This is a genomic window from Kribbella sp. WER1 (assembly GCF_054189145.1).
Genome location: NZ_CM135186.1, coordinates 3,569,829 through 3,588,969, shown reverse-complemented (window position 1 = coordinate 3,588,969; position 19,141 = coordinate 3,569,829). Strand labels below are relative to the sequence as shown.

The following is a 19,141-nucleotide window of genomic DNA, read 5'->3' as shown; positions in this document are numbered from 1 at the left end:
GTTGATGGGGGGACGGGTGGGGGTGGGGAGTTATGACGCGAAAGGGGTGGGGGAATTGGAGTGATGGTGGTCACTGAGGGTGAGGAGTGTATTGGACGTCCAGGGCGGCGGTGGTGAAGCCGAGGGTGGTGTAGAGGGCTCGGGCTGGGGTGTTGGTGCCGTCTACGTAGAGGACGATCTCGTCGAGGTTGCGGTCGTCCTGGAGGTGGTGGAGGCCTTGGAGGGTTAGGGACTTGCCTAGGCCTCGGCCTTGGTATGCGGGGGAGACGCCAACTACATAGACCTCTCCTACGCCCTCCTCGACCTTTGTCCAGTGGAAGCCGGCTACGGCTTCCGTGGCGGAGTCGACGGCCAGGAAGAAGCCCTGGGGGTCGAACCACGGCTGTTGGAGGCGTTCGGCCAGGTCGGCGGCGGTCCAGCTGCCTTGTTCGGGGTGGTCGGCGAAGGCTGCCGCGTTGACCTCTAGCCAGGCGGTGTTGTCCTGCCCGGGCACAAACGTGCGTACGGCGATCCCGTCCGGCCACACCGGTGCCGGTAGAGCAGCCCTGGTACGGCGGAGGAAGTACAGCTCGCGTGTTACCTCCAGGCCGAGCCGCTGGGCGAGTTCGTCGGCTCCGGGCAGGCGGCCGTGGGCCCAGACGCGGGTGTGGGAGCCGCCGTGGTCGAGGAGCATTCGGAGGAGCGCCGTACCGAAGCCCTGGCGGCGGTACGGCGGGGCTACGACGAGTTCGGCGGAGCCGTCGGGGGAGAGGGCGGCGTACCCGGCGAGGTTGCGGGCGCTCTGCAGGCCGGTGTTCTCGATCGTGCCGGGTTCGCCGAGGTACGCGAGGACGTGGACGTCGCCGGGATGCTCGCCGTCCAGGTGCAGGAGGGTGCGTTCGGAGAGCGGGTGGACGCCGTCGCTGTCCGCTGCGGCGCGGGCGAGTTCCGTGACGGCGGCGGCGGTGGCCGGGGGCAACGGTGAGGGAACGGCTTCAAGAGTCACCGGAACACAGTAAAAGGTTCAGCTGAGTTCATTCTCAGGTCCTGGAAAGAGTGTTTGCTGCTCAGGTAGCTTCAGCCAACTCACCAACCAAGAACACGGAGAACGACATGGCACGAGACAGAGCACGGCTGGGGGGACGGCGAGCTGCTGGTCTGCTTGCCGCCGGGACGGCCGTAGCGGTTGCCTTGGCCGCGGGGGGATCCCTGAGCCAGGCGGGGGCTGCGACCCAGTCCGGCGCCGACGCCCAGGTGTCCGCCGTACAGGCGAAGAAGCCGACGCACTCGCAGATCCAGCTGCTGGCGATCAACGACTTCCACGGGAACCTGGAGCCGGCCACCGGTTCCAGCGGCAACATCAACGGCATCCCGGCCGGCGGCGCGGCGTACCTCGCCACGCACCTGAAGGAGCTCCGGGCCGCTGCGAAGGCCAAGGGGCAGGACTCGGTGACGGTCGCCGCGGGTGACCTGATCGGTGCGTCGCCGTTGCTGTCGGCGGCGTTCCACGACGAACCGACGGTGGAAGCGCTCAGCGGGATGGGACTCGAGGCTGCGTCGGTGGGCAACCACGAGTTCGACGAGGGCTGGCACGAGCTGCTCCGGATGCAGACCGGCGGTTGCCTGCCGGACGGCGACGGGCAGAACAACCAGAACTCCTGCCCGGACCCGAAGCACCCGTTCGAGGGCGCCAAGTACAAGTACCTGAGCGCCAACGTGTTCTTCACGAACACCCAGAAGACCCTGTTCGCGCCGTACACGATCAAGACCTTCAAGGACGGCAAGAAGGTCGCGTTCATCGGTATGACGCTGGAGAACACGCCGAACATCGTCACCAAGTCCGGTGTCGAGGGCCTGACCTTCAAGAACGAGGTCGCGACCGCGAACGCGCTGGTCCCGGAGCTGAAGAAGAAGGGCGTGAAGTCGATCGTCGTGCTGCTGCACGAGGGCGGGTTCCCGGCCGACCCGAAGGCGTACAACAGCTGCCCGGGGATCTCCGGCCCGATCGTCGACATCAACGCCGGGCTGGACCCGGAGATCGACGCGATCATCTCCGGCCACACCCACCAGGCGTACAACTGCTCGCTGCCGGACAAGGCCGGCAAGCCGCGGCTGGTCACCAGCGCGTCGTCGTTCGGCCGGCTGGTCACCGAGGTGCGGCTGAGCATCGACAACGCGACCGGTGACGTCGACCGGACGAACACCCTGGCGCAGAACCAGATCGTCACCCAGGACGTCGTGCAGGACCCGAAGACCGCCAAGCTGATCGCGAAGTACAAGGCGCTGGTCGCCCCGATCGAGGGCAAGGTGATCGGCCACATCAGCACCCCGTCGGTGGTGCGGACGAACGACGACTCGCTGGAGTCGCCGCTGGGCAACCTGATCGCGGACGCGCAGCTCGCCGACCCGTCGGTGGTGTCCGGTGGCAAGGCGCCGGTGGCGGCGTTCATGAACCCGGGCGGCATCCGCGCCGACCTGGCCTCGAACGCGGGCGCGGTCACCTTCGGGCAGGCGTTCACCGTGCAGCCGTTCAACAACTTCCTGGTCTCGATGGACATGACCGGGACGCAGATCAAGGCCCTGCTGGAGCAGCAGTTCTCCGGTGTGAACGGCCCGGACGCCGCGAAGTACAAGGTGCTCCAGGTCGCGGGTATCACCTACACCTGGAACCCGGCGGCCGCGGCGGGTTCGAAGGTCGTGGCCGGCTCGATCAAGATCGGTGGGCAGCCGCTGGTCGACGGTACGTCGTACCGGATCGTCACGAACAACTTCCTCTCCGACGGCGGTGACGGCTTCCCGGCCTTCACGACCGCGGCGAACAAGGTGTTCGGCGGGCTGGACATCGACGCGTTCGCGAACTACCTGAGCGCGCACGACCCGTACACCCCGGTCGCGACCGACCGGATCTCGCTCGGCTCCTGAGCGACTCACCCGGAAGGGCCGGTGCGGCGACGCACCGGCCCTTTTCGTATCCGTCAGGGATCCTGGTACCTTGCGTACTCAGGCACTTACGGAAGGTGAGCGATGGCGCACGTTGCTCCGACCTCGCACCGGCGGGCCACTCGCGCGTCACATCGGGGTCATCGCAGCGCGGACGGCCCGGTGCAGATCACCAGTTGGCTCGGTCTGGCGTTCGCGTTCGTGGTCGGGTGGATCCTGACGTTCCAGTCGCACGTCGGCGTGCACGCCGCCGGCATCACGATGCTGGTCATGCTGGTCCCGATCACGGTCGGCACGTTGCTGGCCGGTTTCAAGCAGGGCTTCGGCTCGTGGCTCGCGGCGCTGCTCCCGGCGGCCGGACTCGCCTTCACCTTGCTGAAGTTCTTCTTCTAGACCTTCGCGTCGGCCGGCTCACGCGTGGTCGGCGCGGGCGGTACGACGAACCGGTAGCCGACGTTGCGGACGGTACCGATCAGCGCCTCGTGCTCCGGCCCGAGCTTCGCGCGCAACCGCCGTACGTGCACGTCGACCGTCCGGGTGCCGCCGAAGTAGTCGTAGCCCCAGACCTCTTGGAGCAGTTGCTCGCGCGTGAACACCCGCCCCGGGTGCTGCGCGAGGAACTTGAACAGCTCGAACTCCTTGTACGTCAGGTCGAGCGCCCGCCCGTTCAGCTTCGCGGTGTACGACGCCTCGTCGATGACCACGTCGCCGCTGCGGATCAGCGTGGACTCGGGCTCGTCGTCCCGGGTAGCCGCGAGCCGGCCGATCACCAGCCGCAGCCGGGCCTCGATCTCGGCCGGGCCGGCGGTGTCGAGCAGTACGTCGTCGGCGCCCCAGTCCGCGTTCACCGCGGTCAGGCCGCCCTCGGTGACGACCAGGATCAGCGGTACGTCGATGCCAGTGGTGCGGATCAGCCGCGAGGCGCTCCGGACCGCGACCAGGTCCCGCCGGGCGTCCAGCAGGACGGCGTCGGCGTCCGGGGCGTCGACCAGCGCGGCGACCTCGGCCGGCAGCACGCGGATCTGGTGTGGGAGCAGGGCGAGCGAGGGCAGGACCTCCGTGGAGGCCTGCAGCGCGTTCGTCAGCAGAAGCAACGTGCTCACGCCGTCTCCAGGTGCTGATCGTCGGATCCTGGCGCAGCGATCCGGTCCTCGTGCACGACAGGCCCCGACGGCGTCGTTGCCGGGGGCCTGGGACACACTGGGTCTAACAGCAAGCTGACATAATACCGGAAGACCTACCCGACGAGTGAGGCGCCGATCAGATGCCGGAAGTGACCATCAGGTACTTCGCCGCCGCGCGTTCGGCGGCGGGGACGTCGACGGCGACCGCGGATGCGGGCTCGATCGGCGATCTTGTGACGACGGTCTCCACCGACCGCCCGGAGCTGGCCCGGGTGTTGTCGATCTGCACGTTCCTGCTGGACGGCGAGCGGGCGGACGCGAGTACGCCGCTGCGGCCGGGGGCGCTCGTGGACGCGCTGCCGCCGTTCGCGGGCGGCTGACCGGACTCCTCGCGGGGTACATTCGTCGCCGTGGCGATGGAGTCGGGGACGCTACTCACTACGGTGGGGCGGGCGGGGGTCCTGTTCGGGAAGGCGTGGCCGCGGCTGGCGGCGGTCTTCCTGGTCGCGCAGTTGGCGCACCGGGGTCTGCAGTGGGTCGCGGTACAGGCCGGTGCGAAGGCCGAGGCGGCCGGTATCGCCGTACTGGCGTTGCTGGTCGTGGTGTCATTGGCCATGTACGTGACGATGTTCCTGGTACTGCGTGGGGAGCTGCCGTTCCACAGGCGGGCTGTTGCCGAGGGCACGCTCGCTCCTGACGGCATGGAGCCTGGGAGCGAGCACCGGCCGCTGGACGCGATCGCTGCGGCGATGCTGCCGTTCCTGGCGTTCTACGCGGCATACAAGTTCCTGCAGAATGAGGCGCTCAACTACGAGTACCAACTGGCCGTGAAGAAGGTCAACGACGCCGCGGCGACGGTTTTGACCGGCGGGACGGTCCCGCAGCAGTCGGAGGGCCTCCAATCGCTGTCTACGTGGCTGTTCATCGGCCTTGGCGTCACGGCGTACCTGCTGCGCTTCGTGTTCAAGAAGTGGAAGAAGGAGAAGGAAGGGCCGGTCCGCAAGCTCTTTGTCACGTACCTCGAGGCCCTGTGGATCTTTGTGGTCGCGTACCAGGCCACGTCCGTGATCCCGCCGCCGATGACGTGGCTGAAGACGCGTGTGCTCTGGCAGTGGCTGCAGGACGGGTACACGTGGGTGTTGGACCACGTGCTGGGCGTCAACCAGGTCCGTGAGGTGTGGGACGCGGTCACGGGCTTCATCGCGTCCGGCATTGGCGACCTGTGGAGTGCGGCCGTGCTCCCGTTGATGTGGATCACGATGACAGCAGTGATCTACGGCCGCGTCGTACAGAAGCTGGAGAAGCCGCGGTGGCGGTTTGACCGGATCACCAACCGCTGGCAGCAGACGCCACGGATCGTGCGTGTTGCGGGAAACTCGGTTGTTGCCGACTGGAAGGACCGCTGGAACCCGGTGATGGACGCGTTCCGGCTGGTACTCCGCTCCGGGCTGCGGCCGATGCTCGGGTACTTCCTGGCCTGGGCGGTCGTCACGTTCGCCGCCAGCGCTGTCTGGATCGTTCTGAAGCTGTGGGTACTCGGACCGCACACGTTGCAGTTCTGGCTGGTGATCGACGAGCCGTTGAACCTCATCACCGATGGGCTGAAGACGATGCTGCAGGTCTGCCTGCTGGCTGCGGCGTACGACCGCATGATCGGCGGCCTGGCCGGCTACCTGACTCCGCGGACCCGTGCGGTGCACGAGCAGCCGTCCGGCGACCATGGTGTCACCGACCTCGGTGCTGCTACCTCGGGAATGCCAGGTACTGAGGGAGCTTCGTAGCCCACGTGATCGTCGGCTGCACGCTCCCGGCGACCGAGGACGGTACGACGAAGATGGCAACGGTCTCGAAAGGCTTGCCTGCCGTCGGTTTCAGGTAGTACTGCGCGGCAGCGCCCCGCCAGCTTGACGGCTTGTCGTCAGTACCGCCCGTGCACCCGGTAGGACGGTCCTGGTAGTTGTCGGCGACCACGGTCTCGTCCCAGATGCGGCCGTCCGGCGCCCGGAGGTGCATGCTGCACCCGCCGAGCCCGTCCAGCGCGGACAGCTTGTCCACCTGCAGCCGGAAGTACACCCGGACTCGTGTGGTCCCAGGAGGCAGCGTGTCCTTCTCGCCGGCCTGTAGCGGTTGCGGGTCCTGCTGGACGCTTGCGGCGTACCAGGTCGCGCCGTTGTACGGCGTACCGCCGGCAGACACCACGACGGGATCGCGGGGCTTGTCGTCGTACCAGGACTTGTAGTCGCTGTGCGTCGTCCACCAGCCGGCCAGCGGGATCGCCACGACCAGGGCCGCGAGGGCGACGGAGTTCGACCGGAGCCAGCCGCGGCGGGCCCGGCGCGCGCCGCTCACGTGTCGCTCGCAGTGGTCAGTGTCACGACGTCCTCGAGCTTCGGGGCGTCGTCACCGAGCGGCACGGTGACCTGTGGCTCGAGGTCGTTCAGGATCGACTTCTCCATCACCAGCAGCGTTGCCCCGGGCAACTTGTCGGCCGGCATCTCGACCACGAACGAGCCGCGCACCGGGATGTCCGGCGCGAACTCGCTGCCGGTCAGGTCGACCTGGTCCAGGCCGTTGCGGTTCGAGCCCAGGTAGGTGATGCCGTCGGACGAGCGGATCCGGACGTCGAAGATGTGCATCGGCTCCCGGTTCGCGGTGACGGTCGCGTCCACCACCACGAAGTCGGTCAGCGAGTCACGGTCCGGCGTGGACTGCGGGATCCGCAGCTTCTTCCCGAGCCGTACGTCGTTCACGGTCAGGTCGAAGCGTGGCGTGTGCACCGTACGGCCGACGATGCCCTGCACAGGCGTCGGTTTCTGGATGTCCTGCTGTGTCGGCGTCAGCCGGTACAGCCCGACGATCGCGACCAGCACCGCGAGCGTCAGGCCGACGTTGACGAGTCTGCGGCCGTTCACTTGAGGTTGTCCTTGACCTTGGCCGTGGTGTCCGCGACGAGCTTGTCGGTCATCCACTTCTCGTGGTGGTCCAGGATCGAGTCGTCGATGTGCTCGTAGCCCTGCACGGTCAGCTTGACCTCGGTCGGCAGCTGGGTGGCCTTGGGCAACTTCCAGACGTACGCGACGTCCTCGCCGGCGTCCGGGGTGAGGACCGGGTTCATCGTCTCGTCGCGGATGTTCGTGGTGCCGAGCGGCGGGTCGGTGTCCTTCACGCCCGGGACGCCGATCAGCCGGATCAGGTCCGCCGGGGGCCTCGTACCGGTGTCGTCGGTGACCTTCAGCTTGGTCACGACCGCGATCAGCGCGCCGCCCTCGTCCGGGGTGAACAGCGGCTTCAGGTCCTTCACCGCGACCACGCGCTGGATCGTCACCTCGAACTGGCCGGCGTCGATCGCGGTACCGGTGTCCACCTGCGGCGTCTCGTCGCCGGCCTTCTTCAGCCCGCCGAACGCCGCCGCGACCACCAGCAGTACGGCGCCGGCGCCGATCGACCAGGTCTTGACCGAACGGCCGCGCACCTTGAGGTCCTGGAACTCCGGAAGCTCCTCGTCCCCAGTTTCCCCGCTCCCCGTTTCCTGCACGCCCGCAAGCGTAACCAGCTCAGGGGGCGCGTCAGTCGTCCGGCCGCCCGCGCAGGCGCTTGGTCTCGCCGCGGCGCTTCTTGGCGTCCAGACGACGGCGTACGGACGACTTGCTCGGCTTGGTCGGGCGGCGCTTGCGGGGCGGCGGCGCGATCGCCTCGCGGAGCAGGACGGCCAGCCGCTCGCGCGCGGCCTCCCGGTTGCGGAACTGCGACTTGTACTCCGACGCCGCGATCGTCAGGACGCCGTCCACCAGCCGCGACTGCAGCCGCTCCAGCGCGCGCGTCTTCAGTACGTCGCTCAACGCCGACGTACCGGCCACGTCGAAGCTGAGCTCGACGCGGCTGTCCGTGGTGTTCACGGACTGCCCACCCGGCCCGCTCGACCGCGAGAACCGCCAGGTCAGCTCAGCCTCCGGAACCACCACGCCCGAACGCACCGTCACTCCGCTCTCCACACCACCATTAGACCGGAGCACAATCACCAGATGGATGCCTGCGTCTTCTGCGGTCTCATCTCCGCGGATTCGGCCCGCTGGATCGCGAAGGAGCCGGCCGCGGTCGCGTTCCTCCCGCTCCCGGGCGAGGAGATCGCTCCCGGCCACACGCTCGTCGTACCGCGCCGGCACACCGCGGCCGGCGTCCTGGACGTTCAGGCGGGGGACCTGGCGCAGGTGATCGACCTGGCGCAGCGGGTCGCCCAGCGGATCGTGGAGCGGCTTGGGGCGACCGGGGTGTGCCTGCTGAACGCCAGCGGTCCCGGCTCCGGGCGGAGCGTCGACCACCTGCACTTCCACGTCGTACCGCGGTACCCCGGCGACGGTGACGACAGCCTGCCGTGGCCGACGGGGCGGTCGGTGCATCGGTTGAGCGGGGACGTGCAGGACCTTCTCAGTCCGTGAAACGGGCGGTTGAAAGGTGAACGGGGCGTCGTACCGTGGGTAGCTGTGAGTCTTGGGTTGTGGGTGCTGGCCGGCGCGGTGGTCGCCGGTGTGGTGCTCAGTGTGCTCAAGGCCTGGGTGGACGGGCGGTTTCGCGGGAAGAGCGAGGACGACGTGGAGCGGGTGACGGCCGCGGAGATCGGTGCGGAACTGGGTGAGCGGGCGACGCTCCTGCAGTTCTCGTCCGCATTCTGCGCGCCCTGCCGCGCCACCCGGCGCACGCTCGGCGAGGTCGAGGGCATGGTGGACGGTGTCCGTCACGTCGAGCTGGACGCCGAGTCGCACCTCGAGCTGGTCCGCCGGCTCGACATCCTCCGTACGCCGACCACGCTGATCCTGGACGCGACCGGAGCCGTCGTGAAGCGGGCCAGCGGAGCACCCCGGAAGCCGGACGTGATCGCCGCGCTGGCCGCCGCGATCGACCGCCAGCCGAGCTGACACCCGTCCGTTAGGTGCCACCGGATGGCCAACGCCCCAGGGCGTAGGCAAGACTTTCCCGGTGAGCTCTCAAGTAGCAGGTTGGTACGACGACCCCGAGGACCCGTCGCAGCAGCGGTACTGGGACGGGAACGCCTGGACGGATCAGCGTCGGCCGCAGCAGGGCCCACCTCCGTTCGACGGGCAGTTCGGCCAGCAGCGGCCGGCCGACTTCCCGCGGTACGGCGAGCCCGCGCAGCACGGCCAGGTGTACGGGAGCCCGCAGCCGGGCCAGCCGCAACAGCCGCCGCAGCAGAGCGAGCCGCGGTACGGCCAACGCATCCCGGGCTACCAGCCGCCAGCGCAGCCACCCGCCCAGCAGTACGGCCAGCCCCAGTACGGGCAACAGCAGTACGGGCAGCCCCAATACGGCCAACCGCAGTACGGCCAGCAGTACGGCGCTCCGCAGTACGGGCACGGTCAGCCGGGCTACGGCTACCCGGGCCAGCGCGTCTACACCACCCCGGACGGCCAGATGCTCTCCGGCTGGTGGCGCCGGGTGTTCGCCCGCATCCTCGACGGGATCATCGCGGGCATCATCGGCCTCCCGCTGACCGGCTACTTCCTCTACCAGTACTCCAAGGTGCTCTGGACCTACTTCCAGGACACGATGGACAAGGCCGCGGCCGGTACACCGACGACAACGACCACCCTGCCGCCCGAGGTCTACAAGTGGATGATCCCGGCGACCCTGATCGGCCTGCTGGTGTCGTTCGTCTACGAGTACCTGTTCCTGACCAAGAAGGGCGCCACCCCGGGCAAGATGGCGCTCGGCATCGCGGTCCGGCTGCGTGACGTCCCCGGCAAGCCGCCGGCTGTCGCGGTCCTCAAGCGCTACGGCCTGTACGTCGGCCTCAGCCTGGTCAGCGCGATCCCGCTGGTCGGCACGCTGTTCAGCTTCGTGGTGCTGCTGAACTACCTCTGGCCGCTGTGGGACGACAAGAAGCAGGCCCTGCACGACAAGGTGGCCGCCACCAACGTCGTCCGCACCTGATCCATCATGTGATCAGTTGTCTCACTCTATGGGACCAATGGCGGCAGGCCCGCCCAGGTTCCGTACTCTCGACACGTGGTTTACACGACATGGCTGACCAAGCGCAGGGCAGTGGACAACTGCCGGATGCGCTCGTCGCTGTGTCGACGCCGCTGACCAGGCGGCGTCCCGAGCGCTGCGGAACCGGTCGCTGAGCACGGTTCCGTGTACGTCGTCTCCCGCACATCCGGGCGGGTTCCGGCTCGACATCCTCCTTCACCGGGAGTCGTCATGTCCGAACAACAGGCGGCACAACAGACGGCACAGCAGGTCGATCCGCGCGGTCTCCGGTTCGCGGCAGCGATCACCACGGTGGTGCTGGCGCTGACGCTGGTGCTGAACAACCCGTGGCCGCTCGCGGTCCAGGCCGTGGTGTTCGCGATCTCGGTCGCGTTCGGCGTCCAGGCCTCGCCGTACGGCTGGCTGTTCAAGCGCCTGGTCCGGCCCCGGCTGGGCCGGCCGAGCGAGCTGGAGGACGCGGCCCCGCCGCGGTTCGCCCAGCTGGTCGGGCTGGTCTTCGCGGTCGTCGGCCTGGCCGGGTACCTGACCGGCCTCACCGTGCTGGGAGTGGTCGCCACCGGATTCGCCCTGGTCGCCGCGTTCGTGAACGCGGCCGTCGGGCTCTGCCTCGGCTGCGAGGCCTATCTGCTGATCCACCGCATCCGTACGCCAGCTACCACCGCTACCAACTGAGAGGCAGCACACATGAGCAGGGAATCCGCGCTCGTCTCGGCCGACTGGGTCGAGGAGCACAAGAACGACGCGAACGTGGTCCTGATCGAGGTCGACGAAGACGTCTCGGCGTACGACGCCGGCCACATCGCCGGCGCGATCAAGCTGGACTGGAAGGACGACCTGCAGGACGCGGTCCGTCGCGACTTCGTCAACCAGGAGCAGTTCAGCGCGCTGCTGTCCGAGCGGGGCGTGAAGAACGACGACGTCGTCGTGCTGTACGGCGGCAACAACAACTGGTTCGCGGCGTACGCGTACTGGTACTTCAAGCTCTACGGCCACGGTGACGTCCGGCTGCTCGACGGCGGCCGCAAGCGCTGGGAACTGGACAGCCGCGAGCTGACCGACGAGGTCGTGAAGCGCGAGGCGACCGAGTACCAGGCCAAGGACCCGAACCTGGACATCCGGGCGTTCCGCGACGAGGTCAACGAGGCCATCGGTGTGAAGAACCTGGTCGACGTCCGCAGCCCCGACGAGTACGCCGGCCGGCTGCTCGCCCCGGCGCACCTCCCGCAGGAGCAGGCGCAGCGTGCGGGCCACATCCCGACCGCGGCGAACATCCCGTGGAGCAAGGCGGCCAACGACGACGGCACGTTCCGCGCCGACGACGAGCTCAAGCAGTTGTACGCCGACGCCGGCGTGGACTTCGGCAAGGACACCATCGCGTACTGCCGGATCGGCGAGCGCTCGGCGCACACGTGGTTCGTGCTGCACGAGATCCTCGGCCAGGAGAACGTGAAGAACTACGACGGTTCGTGGACCGAGTGGGGCTCGCTGGTCGGCGTACCCGTTGCCCTCGGCGACGAACCCGGAAAGGCCTGACACATGTGCGGAGCGAAGCAGGGCGGCCTCGACCTCAAGGGCGTTGACGTCGACAAGGAGGCCGTGATCCAGGGCCAGGTGCTGCGCGGCGAGGAGCCGGTCGGCGGCGCGTACGTACGGCTGCTGGACAGCACGGGTGAGTTCACCGCCGAGGTCCCGACCTCGGCCACCGGGCACTTCCGGTTCTTCGCGGCGCCGGGCAGCTGGACGCTGCGCACGCTGGCCCCGAAGGCGCAGCCCGTCGACCGCCAGGTCGTCGCCCAGTACGGCGAGGTCGCGGAAGTGGCCGTCACTGTCTGAGTTGTTGCTCGTTACACAAGGTGCCACCCCCACCAGACGGTGGCCCACCCTGAAATAAGCACCGAAGGGCCCGGACCTTGCGCGTCCGGGCCCTTCGGCATGCCCGGAAACGCCTTGCCGGGCAGCGGATTCCGACATCGCATCCGGGTTACGGGGCGACGGGGAAATCTCGCGGATACGGACGGCAATGTAACGGTTTGATCTCGGAGCGGGGTCGGCTCGTCACCTAACGCAGTCGGCTGAGTTGTGTCTGTGTCCTGACCCGCAGTTCGGGTCACGTCATCACTCAGGGAGGAGGGGTCAATGCGACCCCGCATCGGATACAAGAAGCTCGCTGCCGTCGGTGTTGCGGCGGTTGTCGGCGTGGCTTCTACGATTGCGCTGACGTCTGGTTCCGCGTCCGCCTCGCCGGTCTTCGGCTACAGCGGTTACTCGTACGGGACGGACGTCGAATCCGGGCTGGCGAACAGTGGCCCGCAGGTGATCAGCAAGTTCGGTTGCACCACGGACGCCAACAAGGCTGACAAGAACGACATCGCCGCGGCGAACGTGAACGGGCAGGCCATCGCGCGGACGATCAAGACCGACACGCACGGGTTCAACAACGCCAGCGGCACCGGCGTCACGAGCACCGCGACGGCGGCCGACGTCAAGCTCGGCAACCTGCTCACGCTGACCGGCGTGAAGACCACCACCACGTCGAAGTACTCGAAGGGCCAGCTGTCCTACACCGGCAGCACCACCTTCGCGGGCGTGAAGATCGGCGCGATCTCGGTGCCGTCGCTGCTGAACCCCGGCCCGAACACCAAGGTCGCCGTTCCGGGCCTCGGCTACATCGTGCTGAACCGTGTCGGCGGCGTGAAGACCGCTTCCGGCATCTACTCCTACGCGCAGGCCGTCGTGCTGCACGCGACGGTGAAGAACCAGTTCATCCCGCAGGGCGTCGACGTCGCGGTGCTGAAGACCCGCGCGGAGATCTCCAAGCCGTCCACCGCGCTGGTGATCGGCTCGGCGTACGGCACCAAGGCCACGGCCGACAAGCTGGTCGTCTCCGACGCCACCTCGCTCCAGACCACCTGCCAGGGCACTGAGGGCAAGACGGTCAAGGTTGCGGTCGGCGAGCTGAACATCCCGAAGGTCGCCTACGTCGGCGGTGTCTACACCACCAAGAACGGCGCCATCGGCGAGAACAAGTCCTACATCAACTTCACCTCGCACGTTGCGGGCGTGAAGGTGGGCACGCTGTCCATCGGCGCCATCGAGTCCTCCGCCTCCGCGTGGAAGACGAAGGACGGCAAGGCCGGCGTCAGCTCCTCCTCGAGCATCGCCTCGATCAAGGTCGGCAACAAGACCTACCCGGTGAAGACCGGCGAGAACCAGACCCTGGACATCCCGGGTGTGGCGAAGCTGACCTTCAACCAGGTCATGCGGCAGAAGCGCTACATCGAGGTGAACGCGCTGGTCGTCGACGTCTACAGCCTGAACACCAAGGTTGTCGTCGGTCACTCGGCCGCCGGCGTCGTCAGCTGATCACGGCAGACACCGTCTGAGCACCATCTGAAACACGGCTGAGTCGAACCTCACCGACCCAGAGCACCGGCCCCCGGATCCCGCACGGATCCGGGGGCCGGTTCCGTTATGCGTCCAGGATCAGCGTGACCGGGCCGTCGTTGACGAGGGCCACCTTCATGTCCGCCCCGAAGACCCCGCGATCCACCTTCGCGCCGAGTGCCTCGAGTGCGGTGCAGAACGAGTCGTACAGCGGCTCGGACGCGGGGCCGGGCGCGGCGGCGCTCCAGGACGGGCGCCGGCCCTTGCGCGTGTCGGCGTACAGCGTGAACTGGCTGATGGCGAGGATCGGCGCCTGTTCGTCGGCGGCGGAGCGTTCGCCCTCGAGGATGCGCAGCGTCCAGATCTTCGCGGCCAGCGCGGCTGCCTTCTCCGCGGTGTCGTCGTGGGTGACCCCGACCAGGATCAGCAGGCCGGGCCGGTCGATCGCGCCGACCACCTCGCCGTCCACGGTGACCGACGCCTGACTGACTCGCTGCACTACGGCTCTCATGGTCCGATCCTCTCGTGCCGGAGATCGTCCGGTCATCGGACCCGTTGACCGGCAAATATCCGTTTCAAGACCCGATCTGGCAGGATTCGTCCATGGCGTCGACTCTGATCACTGTTGCCCCCACCGGTGCCGAGACCGCGAAGGCGGACTGCCCGGCGTTGCCGACCACGCTCGACGAGCTGGTCGAGACCGCGAAGCGCTGCGAGTCCGCGGGGGCCGCGATGATCCACATCCACATCCGCGACGGTCAGGGGCGGCCGACTCTCGATCTGGGCCGACTGACCGAGACGGTTGCCGCCATCCGGGAGAACACCGCGCTGGTCGTGCAGCTGTCGACCGGGGGCGCCGTCACGGATCCGTACGAGGACCGCCTGCGCGTGCTCGACGCCGCGCCGGACTCCTGCTCGCTGACGATGGGTACGGTCAACTTCGGCGACGACGTCTTCATGAACCCGTGGCCGTTCGTCACCCGGCTCTTCCAGCTGACGCAGGAGCGCGAGGTGGTCCCGGAGTTCGAGCTGTTCGACCTCGGCCACGTCGCCGCGCTGCACCGGCTGCTGGACAAGTACGGCCTGCCGTACGGCGGTCGCGTGCACTGCGACCTGGTGATGGGCGTCCCCGGCGGCATGCCCGGTACGGCGGACGCGCTCGTTGCCGCGGTCAACGCACTGCCCGACGCCGTCACGTCCTGGTCCGCCACCGGCATCGGCCGTACGTCGCTCACCGTCGCCCTGGCCGCGCTGTCGAAGGGCGGCAACCTCCGCGTCGGCATGGAGGACACGCTGACGCTCGCGAAGGGCGTACCGGTCACGCACAACGCCGAGCTCGTCGAACGCGCCGCCGCCCTGGCGACCCTGGCTCAGCGCCCGCCGATGTCTCCCGACGAGGCCCGCAGCCTGCTGAACGTGAAGTAGCCGACGGCACCGATCGCGACAATGGTTGTCTCCAGCAATAACCAGTCGCGGAGGTAGTCGCGCGGGAGAATGGTCGGATTCGCGCCTGTGCCCTCCCTGACCATGAGCGGCAGGGCAATCAGAGTGGTGATGCCTACGTATAACAACGTCGTCCGCACCACTCCCACCGTCCGATGCGCGTCCGGTCGATGCGACCACCTCATCACCAGCCACCCGGCGGCGATGGTCAGCGGGGCAAGCACGAAGTCGTCCACCACCACCGCCCCGCCCAGCCACAACGGCAACCGCACCAAACCGCCCAGATCGACGTTGCGGACCAACTCCCAACCACCCCACAGGGCCATCAGCACACCGACGCCTGCGAGGGAGATTCGCGCCCTCACACGATCACCTCCAACCGATGCACCCACTTGGTCTGCAAAACCCCCGGCCGGTTGGGCGCGATGATCCGCGCCGGAAACCCGTGGTCCAACGCAAGCTCCGCGCCGTTCAGCCGCAGCGCCAGCAACGTCAACGGATCCGCCGCGAACTCCTCCGGCAACTCGCTCGTCGCATAGAACCCGCCCTTCTCCATCGACACCACGCGCACCCGCGACTTCGCCGGCGCTCCGCACAGCTCCAGCAGGTCCCGGATCCGTACCCCTTCCCACCTCGCGCCCTGGCTCCAGCCTTCGACGCAGGCGATCGGCAGCGCGGAGCGGCTCTGCGGCAGGGTCCGGAGTTCGTCGAGGCTGTACGACAGTTGCCGGGGGCCCGTGATCGTGAACCGCCAGTCCGCGTCGACCCCGGTCACCCCGGCGGCCGCCGCCGTACGGTTCACCGGCAGCCCTTGCGGTCCGACGTTCGGCTTCCGGGGCGCGAGTACGGCGATCGGCCCGAGCGGCGTCGCGGACTGCCCGGCCGTGGTGATCCCGACCAGCGTCGCGGCGCCCGCGACCGTCCGGAACAGCCCGCGCCGGGTCAGGCCGGTCGTGTCAGCGGGGAGCGATTCCGGCCGGCGTTCCGGCGTACGCCGCCAGTTGGCGCGGATCAACGGGAGCTTGACCGCGAGATGGACGAGCAGCGCGCCGACGATGATCCACGCCAGCGCGTAGTGCGTCTGGCGGAACGGGAACGGCCACGGATACCACTGCAGGGTGTTGATGAATCCGATGAAGAGTTCGAGTCCCATTGAGGAGACGAGTACGAGGATCGACAGCCGCTCGATCAGCTGTGCCGGTTTGAGGTCCGGCTTCGCGAAGAGCTTCGGATAGACGGTCCAGAGCTTGGCGAGCAGCAGCGGTACGGCGACGGTGCCGCTGATCACGTGCAGGCCCTGGGTGACGCGGTACAGGTTCGCGGGGCGGCTCGGGACGGGCAGCCAGCTCGGGGTGTCCTGGAAGAAATGGCTGTAGAGACCGGTGAGGAAGCAGATCACCACGGTCGTCCCGAGCCAGCGGCCGATGACCGTCGCCACCCGCGGATGGTGCAGTGGCGACGCGAACGTCGGTGGTGCCGGGAGCTTCATGTTTCCACTAGAGCGCAGTCGGGGACGTGTGAACGGCGTACCGCGGTTACTGCTCGCGAACGGCGTCCCCGGAACCAGTTGTCCACAGGTCTGCGATCAGCGGCTCTTGGTGGTACCGATCGGGGCATACTCTGGGTCAACTTGACGAAGGGAGTGTGGCGGCGTGAAGACGCAGGAGCGGTCGTCCGACGACGACGAGCGCGCGATGGCGGACCTGGCCGAAGTCAGCGACTGGCGGACGGTCTGGGGCCCACCGGCCACCGGCGCGGAGGCGATCCGTGCGATGGTCGACCGCGTCACCGCTGCCACCGGCTGGCGCCCGTGGGCGCCCGGTGACATCGACCCCGGGCGGTACACCTGGGGCCTGGTCACCCAGCGCGAGACCGTGATGCTCGTGCTCCCCGACGCCGTGCTCCCGGACAGCCCGCGCAGCGGCTGGGCGGCGTACGAGATCGCTCCGTCCGAGGTCCCGCTCGCCGAGGAGAGCCTCGACCTGCACTGGCCGGCCCAGCTCCGCCTCGCCCGCCACTTCTGGGGACCCCCGGTGTACGTCGGCCCCGGCGACGACATCCGGATCCCACCCGAGTGGCGCGGCCGCCGCCGCCACCTGGCCGTCTGGCTACGCCCGGGCGCCGAGTTCCACCTGTACGCATCCCAGCCCGGCCCCGACGAAGACGCAGCCGGCTTCGCATACTCCGTCTATGCCAGTGAGGTGGCGTAACCATGTCGATGATGCACACGGGCGACGAGCACCTCGACGAGGTCATGACGGCGCTCAGCCGCGCCGGAGCGGACCTGAAGAGAATCGTCAGCGAGGGCCGCCGCGCCGGGCGGAACATCTGGGACCGGCTCAACCGCTCGCAGCGGCAACGCTCAAGCATCGAGCAGATTCGCAACCGGGCACGGTTCGACCGGGGCGTCGACCGCGGGATGCAGGGCGTCGATCCGCGGGTCCGATCCCGGGCCGCCGAGGTGTCGAGCCTGCAGGCCGCGGTCAACGACGGCAACCGCCGGATCGGCGATCTGCAGGCTCAGCAGCAACAGGAGCGGGAGCGCGCCGACGCGCTCCAGCGCCAGGTGGACGAGCAGCGCAACAACAACGACCGGGACCACAACGGCGTCGACGACCGCATCGACGACCGCACGGACCGCGATCGGAACGGCGTCGACGACAACGTCGACCAGGACAACCGCCTCGACGAGCAGAACAACGACCGGGACCGCGACGGCAACGGCGTCGACGACGCCGTCGAGGACCGCGAGGAGCAGCGCGCTCGCGACGACGCCGACCGGGAGAAGCGCGAAGAGCAGGACCGCAAGGCCGAGGCCGACGCCGAGCGCGGCGGCATCGACCCGGCAGCCGCCGCGGGCACAGCCGCCGGCGCAGTCGTAGCCGCCGAGGAACTGCGCGACCTCGAGGAAGAGCGCGACCAGGCGGACAAGTCCGACGACCAGCAACAGGCCGCCCCCGACTCCGACCTGGACACCACCCCCAACACCACCGACCCCGACCGCGACCCGGCCCTGGACACGAACGACCTGTCGCACACCAACTCCCTCGACCAGAGCGATCCGTCCCGCGACCAGTCCGACTCCGCGCTCGACGCCAACGACCCGTCGAACCCGTACGTAACGGACAACCCTGAGCTCGACACCCAGCAGCAGAACGCGGACGTCGCCAACACCGACGAACTCACCAACGACGGCCCGGACCAGAACGGCACCGACCCGTACGTAACAGACACAGCTCTCGACAACGACGTACAGCAGGACGGCCCGGACGCAGCCCAGGACGGCGCCAACCCGTACGCGACCGACACCTCCCGCGAAGACCTGGCCCAGGACGAAGCCGACCTCGGCCAGGACCCCCAGCCCCAAACCACCGCGGGAGCCGACCAGAACCCCCAGGTCGACACCCAACAGTCCCCAGATCTCGACCAGCAACAGCAAGCCGACAGACCGCAGGCCGACGTACCCCAGGCCGAGGGACCGCAGGCTGAGGCGCCGCAGGTCGACGGGCCGCAGGCCGAAGCACCGCAGGCCGAACAGCTCAACGCCCAGTCCCCGGAGCAGACCCAGCAGGCCCCCGACCAGGCCCAACAGGTCAACGTCCAAGCCGAACCGCCCCGGCAGACCAACGCTCCCGAGCAGTTCCAGCAGGGCACAGAAGCGCAGCAGTCTCCGCAGCAACCCCAGGCCCCCAGCGGCCCGAGCATGCAGGACGCCGCCGCTGCCACCCAAAGTGCAGTAGAGGCCGAAGCCGAGGCCCCCGGCCAAGGCACCGCTCCCCAGGGCCAAGGCAACCAGCAACAAGGCCCCCAACGCCGCGCCCCCAAGAGCCACGCCGAGGACGCCGCCCTGGACGGCAACCGCGAGCCGCACCCGCCCGGCCAGAACATCTCCGCCGAAGAAGCAGCCAGCCTGGTCGACAGAACCTCCAAGGGCCACGCCCACGCCTCCGGCGCCACCAGCGCCGAAGCCGGCACCACCTCCAACGACCGCCCCGGCACCGCCGGCCAACAAGCCCGCGACCGCACCGCCGCCCGCACCCCCGAACGAAGCGACGACGGCCGCGGCCGCTAACTCCACCCCCGCCAGCGCCAACAAACCCACCCGCCAGCAGGTCTGCTACGGCGTTCACGACACGGAGGTCGGAGTGGACATGGGCGGGTGGAGCGGACGCGGCGGGTGGAGTGGCTGCGGGCGGGTCGACGGCGCCCTGCCGTACCTCGGCCCCCGGGGCGGTCACCAGGACCGTGGTCGGCGACACCCGGAC

General features: G+C 68.7%; 23 protein-coding genes. 14 read left to right on the top strand and 9 right to left on the bottom strand.

Translation table 11 applies throughout. The annotated features are described in order from the left end of the window. Positions 1-70 precede the first annotated feature (70 nt). Positions 71-985, bottom strand: a complete 915-nt coding sequence (mshD, locus tag ACXJJ3_RS17400) for a mycothiol synthase (RefSeq protein WP_458171184.1) — start codon at positions 983-985, stop codon at positions 71-73. Between the two features lie 107 nt (positions 986-1,092). Between mshD and ACXJJ3_RS17395 the strand changes: the two genes are divergently transcribed. Together ACXJJ3_RS17395 and ACXJJ3_RS17390 are read left to right on the top strand one after the other, a co-directional pair. Next, positions 1,093-2,901 carry a bifunctional metallophosphatase/5'-nucleotidase gene (locus ACXJJ3_RS17395; RefSeq protein ID WP_458171183.1) on the top strand — a complete coding sequence of 603 codons (1,809 nt, stop codon included), beginning with the start codon at positions 1,093-1,095 and terminating at the stop codon, positions 2,899-2,901. A 180-nt stretch (positions 2,902-3,081) separates the two neighbouring features. Beyond that, entirely contained in the window at positions 3,082-3,312 is a 231-nt protein-coding gene (locus ACXJJ3_RS17390) for a hypothetical protein (RefSeq protein ID WP_458171182.1), read from the top strand. Here the strand turns inward: ACXJJ3_RS17390 and ACXJJ3_RS17385 are convergent. Then, a complete protein-coding gene (locus tag ACXJJ3_RS17385) occupies positions 3,309-4,022 on the bottom strand; it encodes a winged helix-turn-helix domain-containing protein (protein WP_458171181.1) in 714 nt (237 codons plus the stop codon). The genes ACXJJ3_RS17390 and ACXJJ3_RS17385 overlap by 4 nt on opposite strands. Before the next feature lie 161 nt (positions 4,023-4,183). Between ACXJJ3_RS17385 and ACXJJ3_RS17380 the strand changes: the two genes are divergently transcribed. Both ACXJJ3_RS17380 and ACXJJ3_RS17375 read left to right on the top strand, forming a co-directional pair. Continuing rightward, positions 4,184-4,423, top strand: coding sequence for a MoaD/ThiS family protein (locus tag ACXJJ3_RS17380; RefSeq protein WP_325038344.1), 240 nt, complete (start codon positions 4,184-4,186; stop codon positions 4,421-4,423). 36 nt (positions 4,424-4,459) lie between these two features. Continuing rightward, the gene (locus tag ACXJJ3_RS17375; protein ID WP_458171899.1) at positions 4,460-5,824 is read left to right on the top strand and encodes a hypothetical protein; all 1,365 of its coding nucleotides are present in this window, start codon (positions 4,460-4,462) and stop codon (positions 5,822-5,824) included. On the opposite strand, the gene ACXJJ3_RS17370 is transcribed toward ACXJJ3_RS17375, so the two are convergent. The 4 genes from ACXJJ3_RS17370 to arfB are packed head-to-tail and all read right to left on the bottom strand — an operon-like array spanning position 5,787 to position 8,023. Beyond that, positions 5,787-6,392, bottom strand: a complete 606-nt coding sequence (locus ACXJJ3_RS17370; protein ID WP_458171179.1) for a hypothetical protein — start codon at positions 6,390-6,392, stop codon at positions 5,787-5,789. The two genes, ACXJJ3_RS17375 and ACXJJ3_RS17370, sit on opposite strands and share 38 nt — an antisense overlap. Next, the gene (locus tag ACXJJ3_RS17365; protein ID WP_458171178.1) at positions 6,389-6,955 is read right to left on the bottom strand and encodes a hypothetical protein; all 567 of its coding nucleotides are present in this window, start codon (positions 6,953-6,955) and stop codon (positions 6,389-6,391) included. The genes ACXJJ3_RS17370 and ACXJJ3_RS17365 overlap by 4 nt, the downstream gene beginning before the upstream one ends. Continuing rightward, positions 6,952-7,578 (bottom strand): hypothetical protein, encoded by a 627-nt coding sequence (locus ACXJJ3_RS17360; RefSeq protein ID WP_458171177.1) that lies wholly within the window; start codon positions 7,576-7,578, stop codon positions 6,952-6,954. Before ACXJJ3_RS17360 ends, ACXJJ3_RS17365 begins: the two co-directional genes overlap by 4 nt. A 31-nt stretch (positions 7,579-7,609) precedes the next feature. After that, positions 7,610-8,023, bottom strand: a complete 414-nt coding sequence (gene arfB / locus ACXJJ3_RS17355; RefSeq protein WP_458171176.1) for an alternative ribosome rescue aminoacyl-tRNA hydrolase ArfB — start codon at positions 8,021-8,023, stop codon at positions 7,610-7,612. A 42-nt stretch (positions 8,024-8,065) separates the two neighbouring features. Between arfB and ACXJJ3_RS17350 the strand changes: the two genes are divergently transcribed. The 7 genes from ACXJJ3_RS17350 to ACXJJ3_RS17320 all read left to right on the top strand — a co-directional run bounded on the left by ACXJJ3_RS17350 (position 8,066) and on the right by ACXJJ3_RS17320 (position 13,412). Continuing rightward, positions 8,066-8,479: an HIT family protein gene (locus tag ACXJJ3_RS17350; protein ID WP_458171175.1), complete on the top strand. Its 414-nt coding sequence runs from the start codon at positions 8,066-8,068 to the stop codon at positions 8,477-8,479. Between the two features lie 45 nt (positions 8,480-8,524). Next, positions 8,525-8,956: a TlpA family protein disulfide reductase gene (locus ACXJJ3_RS17345; RefSeq protein ID WP_458171174.1), complete on the top strand. Its 432-nt coding sequence runs from the start codon at positions 8,525-8,527 to the stop codon at positions 8,954-8,956. Positions 8,957-9,017: 61 nt separating this feature from the next. Then, on the top strand, positions 9,018-9,989 hold the full coding sequence (locus ACXJJ3_RS17340) for an RDD family protein (RefSeq protein WP_458171173.1): 972 nt from the start codon (positions 9,018-9,020) through the stop codon (positions 9,987-9,989). A gap of 270 nt (positions 9,990-10,259) precedes the next feature. After that, positions 10,260-10,721, top strand: a complete 462-nt coding sequence (locus ACXJJ3_RS17335; protein WP_458171172.1) for a DUF4395 domain-containing protein — start codon at positions 10,260-10,262, stop codon at positions 10,719-10,721. A gap of 12 nt (positions 10,722-10,733) precedes the next feature. Continuing rightward, positions 10,734-11,582, top strand: coding sequence for a sulfurtransferase (locus ACXJJ3_RS17330; RefSeq protein ID WP_458171171.1), 849 nt, complete (start codon positions 10,734-10,736; stop codon positions 11,580-11,582). Positions 11,583-11,585: 3 nt separating this feature from the next. After that, on the top strand, positions 11,586-11,882 hold the full coding sequence (locus ACXJJ3_RS17325) for a DUF1416 domain-containing protein (protein WP_209697529.1): 297 nt from the start codon (positions 11,586-11,588) through the stop codon (positions 11,880-11,882). A gap of 363 nt (positions 11,883-12,245) precedes the next feature. Then, a complete protein-coding gene (locus tag ACXJJ3_RS17320) occupies positions 12,246-13,412 on the top strand; it encodes a choice-of-anchor P family protein (protein ID WP_458171170.1) in 1,167 nt (388 codons plus the stop codon). 106 nt (positions 13,413-13,518) lie between these two features. On the opposite strand, the gene dtd is transcribed toward ACXJJ3_RS17320, so the two are convergent. Further along, positions 13,519-13,944, bottom strand: coding sequence for a D-aminoacyl-tRNA deacylase (gene dtd, locus ACXJJ3_RS17315; RefSeq protein WP_458171169.1), 426 nt, complete (start codon positions 13,942-13,944; stop codon positions 13,519-13,521). A 92-nt stretch (positions 13,945-14,036) separates the two neighbouring features. On the opposite strand from dtd, the gene ACXJJ3_RS17310 reads away from it, so the two are divergent. Continuing rightward, positions 14,037-14,858 carry a 3-keto-5-aminohexanoate cleavage protein gene (locus ACXJJ3_RS17310; protein ID WP_458171168.1) on the top strand — a complete coding sequence of 274 codons (822 nt, stop codon included), beginning with the start codon at positions 14,037-14,039 and terminating at the stop codon, positions 14,856-14,858. On the opposite strand, the gene ACXJJ3_RS17305 is transcribed toward ACXJJ3_RS17310, so the two are convergent. Both ACXJJ3_RS17305 and ACXJJ3_RS17300 read right to left on the bottom strand, forming a co-directional pair. After that, positions 14,804-15,208, bottom strand: a complete 405-nt coding sequence (locus ACXJJ3_RS17305; protein WP_458171167.1) for a hypothetical protein — start codon at positions 15,206-15,208, stop codon at positions 14,804-14,806. The two genes, ACXJJ3_RS17310 and ACXJJ3_RS17305, sit on opposite strands and share 55 nt — an antisense overlap. Positions 15,209-15,237: 29 nt before the next feature. Then, complete coding sequence (locus tag ACXJJ3_RS17300) at positions 15,238-16,365, bottom strand: molybdopterin-dependent oxidoreductase (protein ID WP_458171165.1); 1,128 nt, start codon at positions 16,363-16,365, stop codon at positions 15,238-15,240. Positions 16,366-16,528: 163 nt separating this feature from the next. Between ACXJJ3_RS17300 and ACXJJ3_RS17295 the strand changes: the two genes are divergently transcribed. Both ACXJJ3_RS17295 and ACXJJ3_RS17290 read left to right on the top strand, forming a co-directional pair. Beyond that, positions 16,529-17,086 (top strand): hypothetical protein, encoded by a 558-nt coding sequence (locus ACXJJ3_RS17295; protein WP_458171164.1) that lies wholly within the window; start codon positions 16,529-16,531, stop codon positions 17,084-17,086. A gap of 2 nt (positions 17,087-17,088) precedes the next feature. Next, complete coding sequence (locus ACXJJ3_RS17290) at positions 17,089-18,948, top strand: hypothetical protein (RefSeq protein ID WP_458171162.1); 1,860 nt, start codon at positions 17,089-17,091, stop codon at positions 18,946-18,948. The last annotated feature ends 193 nt before the right edge of the window (positions 18,949-19,141 follow it).

Coding starts and splice junctions, on each gene's coding strand:
- ACXJJ3_RS17395 (WP_458171183.1), top strand. CDS start 1,093: ATGGCACGAGACAGAGCACGGCTGGGGGGACGGCGAGCTGCTGGTCTG.
- ACXJJ3_RS17375 (WP_458171899.1), top strand. CDS start 4,460: ATGGAGTCGGGGACGCTACTCACTACGGTGGGGCGGGCGGGGGTCCTG.
- dtd (WP_458171169.1), bottom strand. CDS start 13,944: ATGAGAGCCGTAGTGCAGCGAGTCAGTCAGGCGTCGGTCACCGTGGAC.
- ACXJJ3_RS17290 (WP_458171162.1), top strand. CDS start 17,089: ATGTCGATGATGCACACGGGCGACGAGCACCTCGACGAGGTCATGACG.
- ACXJJ3_RS17330 (WP_458171171.1), top strand. CDS start 10,734: ATGAGCAGGGAATCCGCGCTCGTCTCGGCCGACTGGGTCGAGGAGCAC.
- ACXJJ3_RS17350 (WP_458171175.1), top strand. CDS start 8,066: ATGGATGCCTGCGTCTTCTGCGGTCTCATCTCCGCGGATTCGGCCCGC.
- ACXJJ3_RS17300 (WP_458171165.1), bottom strand. CDS start 16,365: ATGAAGCTCCCGGCACCACCGACGTTCGCGTCGCCACTGCACCATCCG.
- ACXJJ3_RS17325 (WP_209697529.1), top strand. CDS start 11,586: ATGTGCGGAGCGAAGCAGGGCGGCCTCGACCTCAAGGGCGTTGACGTC.
- ACXJJ3_RS17335 (WP_458171172.1), top strand. CDS start 10,260: ATGTCCGAACAACAGGCGGCACAACAGACGGCACAGCAGGTCGATCCG.
- ACXJJ3_RS17310 (WP_458171168.1), top strand. CDS start 14,037: ATGGCGTCGACTCTGATCACTGTTGCCCCCACCGGTGCCGAGACCGCG.
- ACXJJ3_RS17380 (WP_325038344.1), top strand. CDS start 4,184: ATGCCGGAAGTGACCATCAGGTACTTCGCCGCCGCGCGTTCGGCGGCG.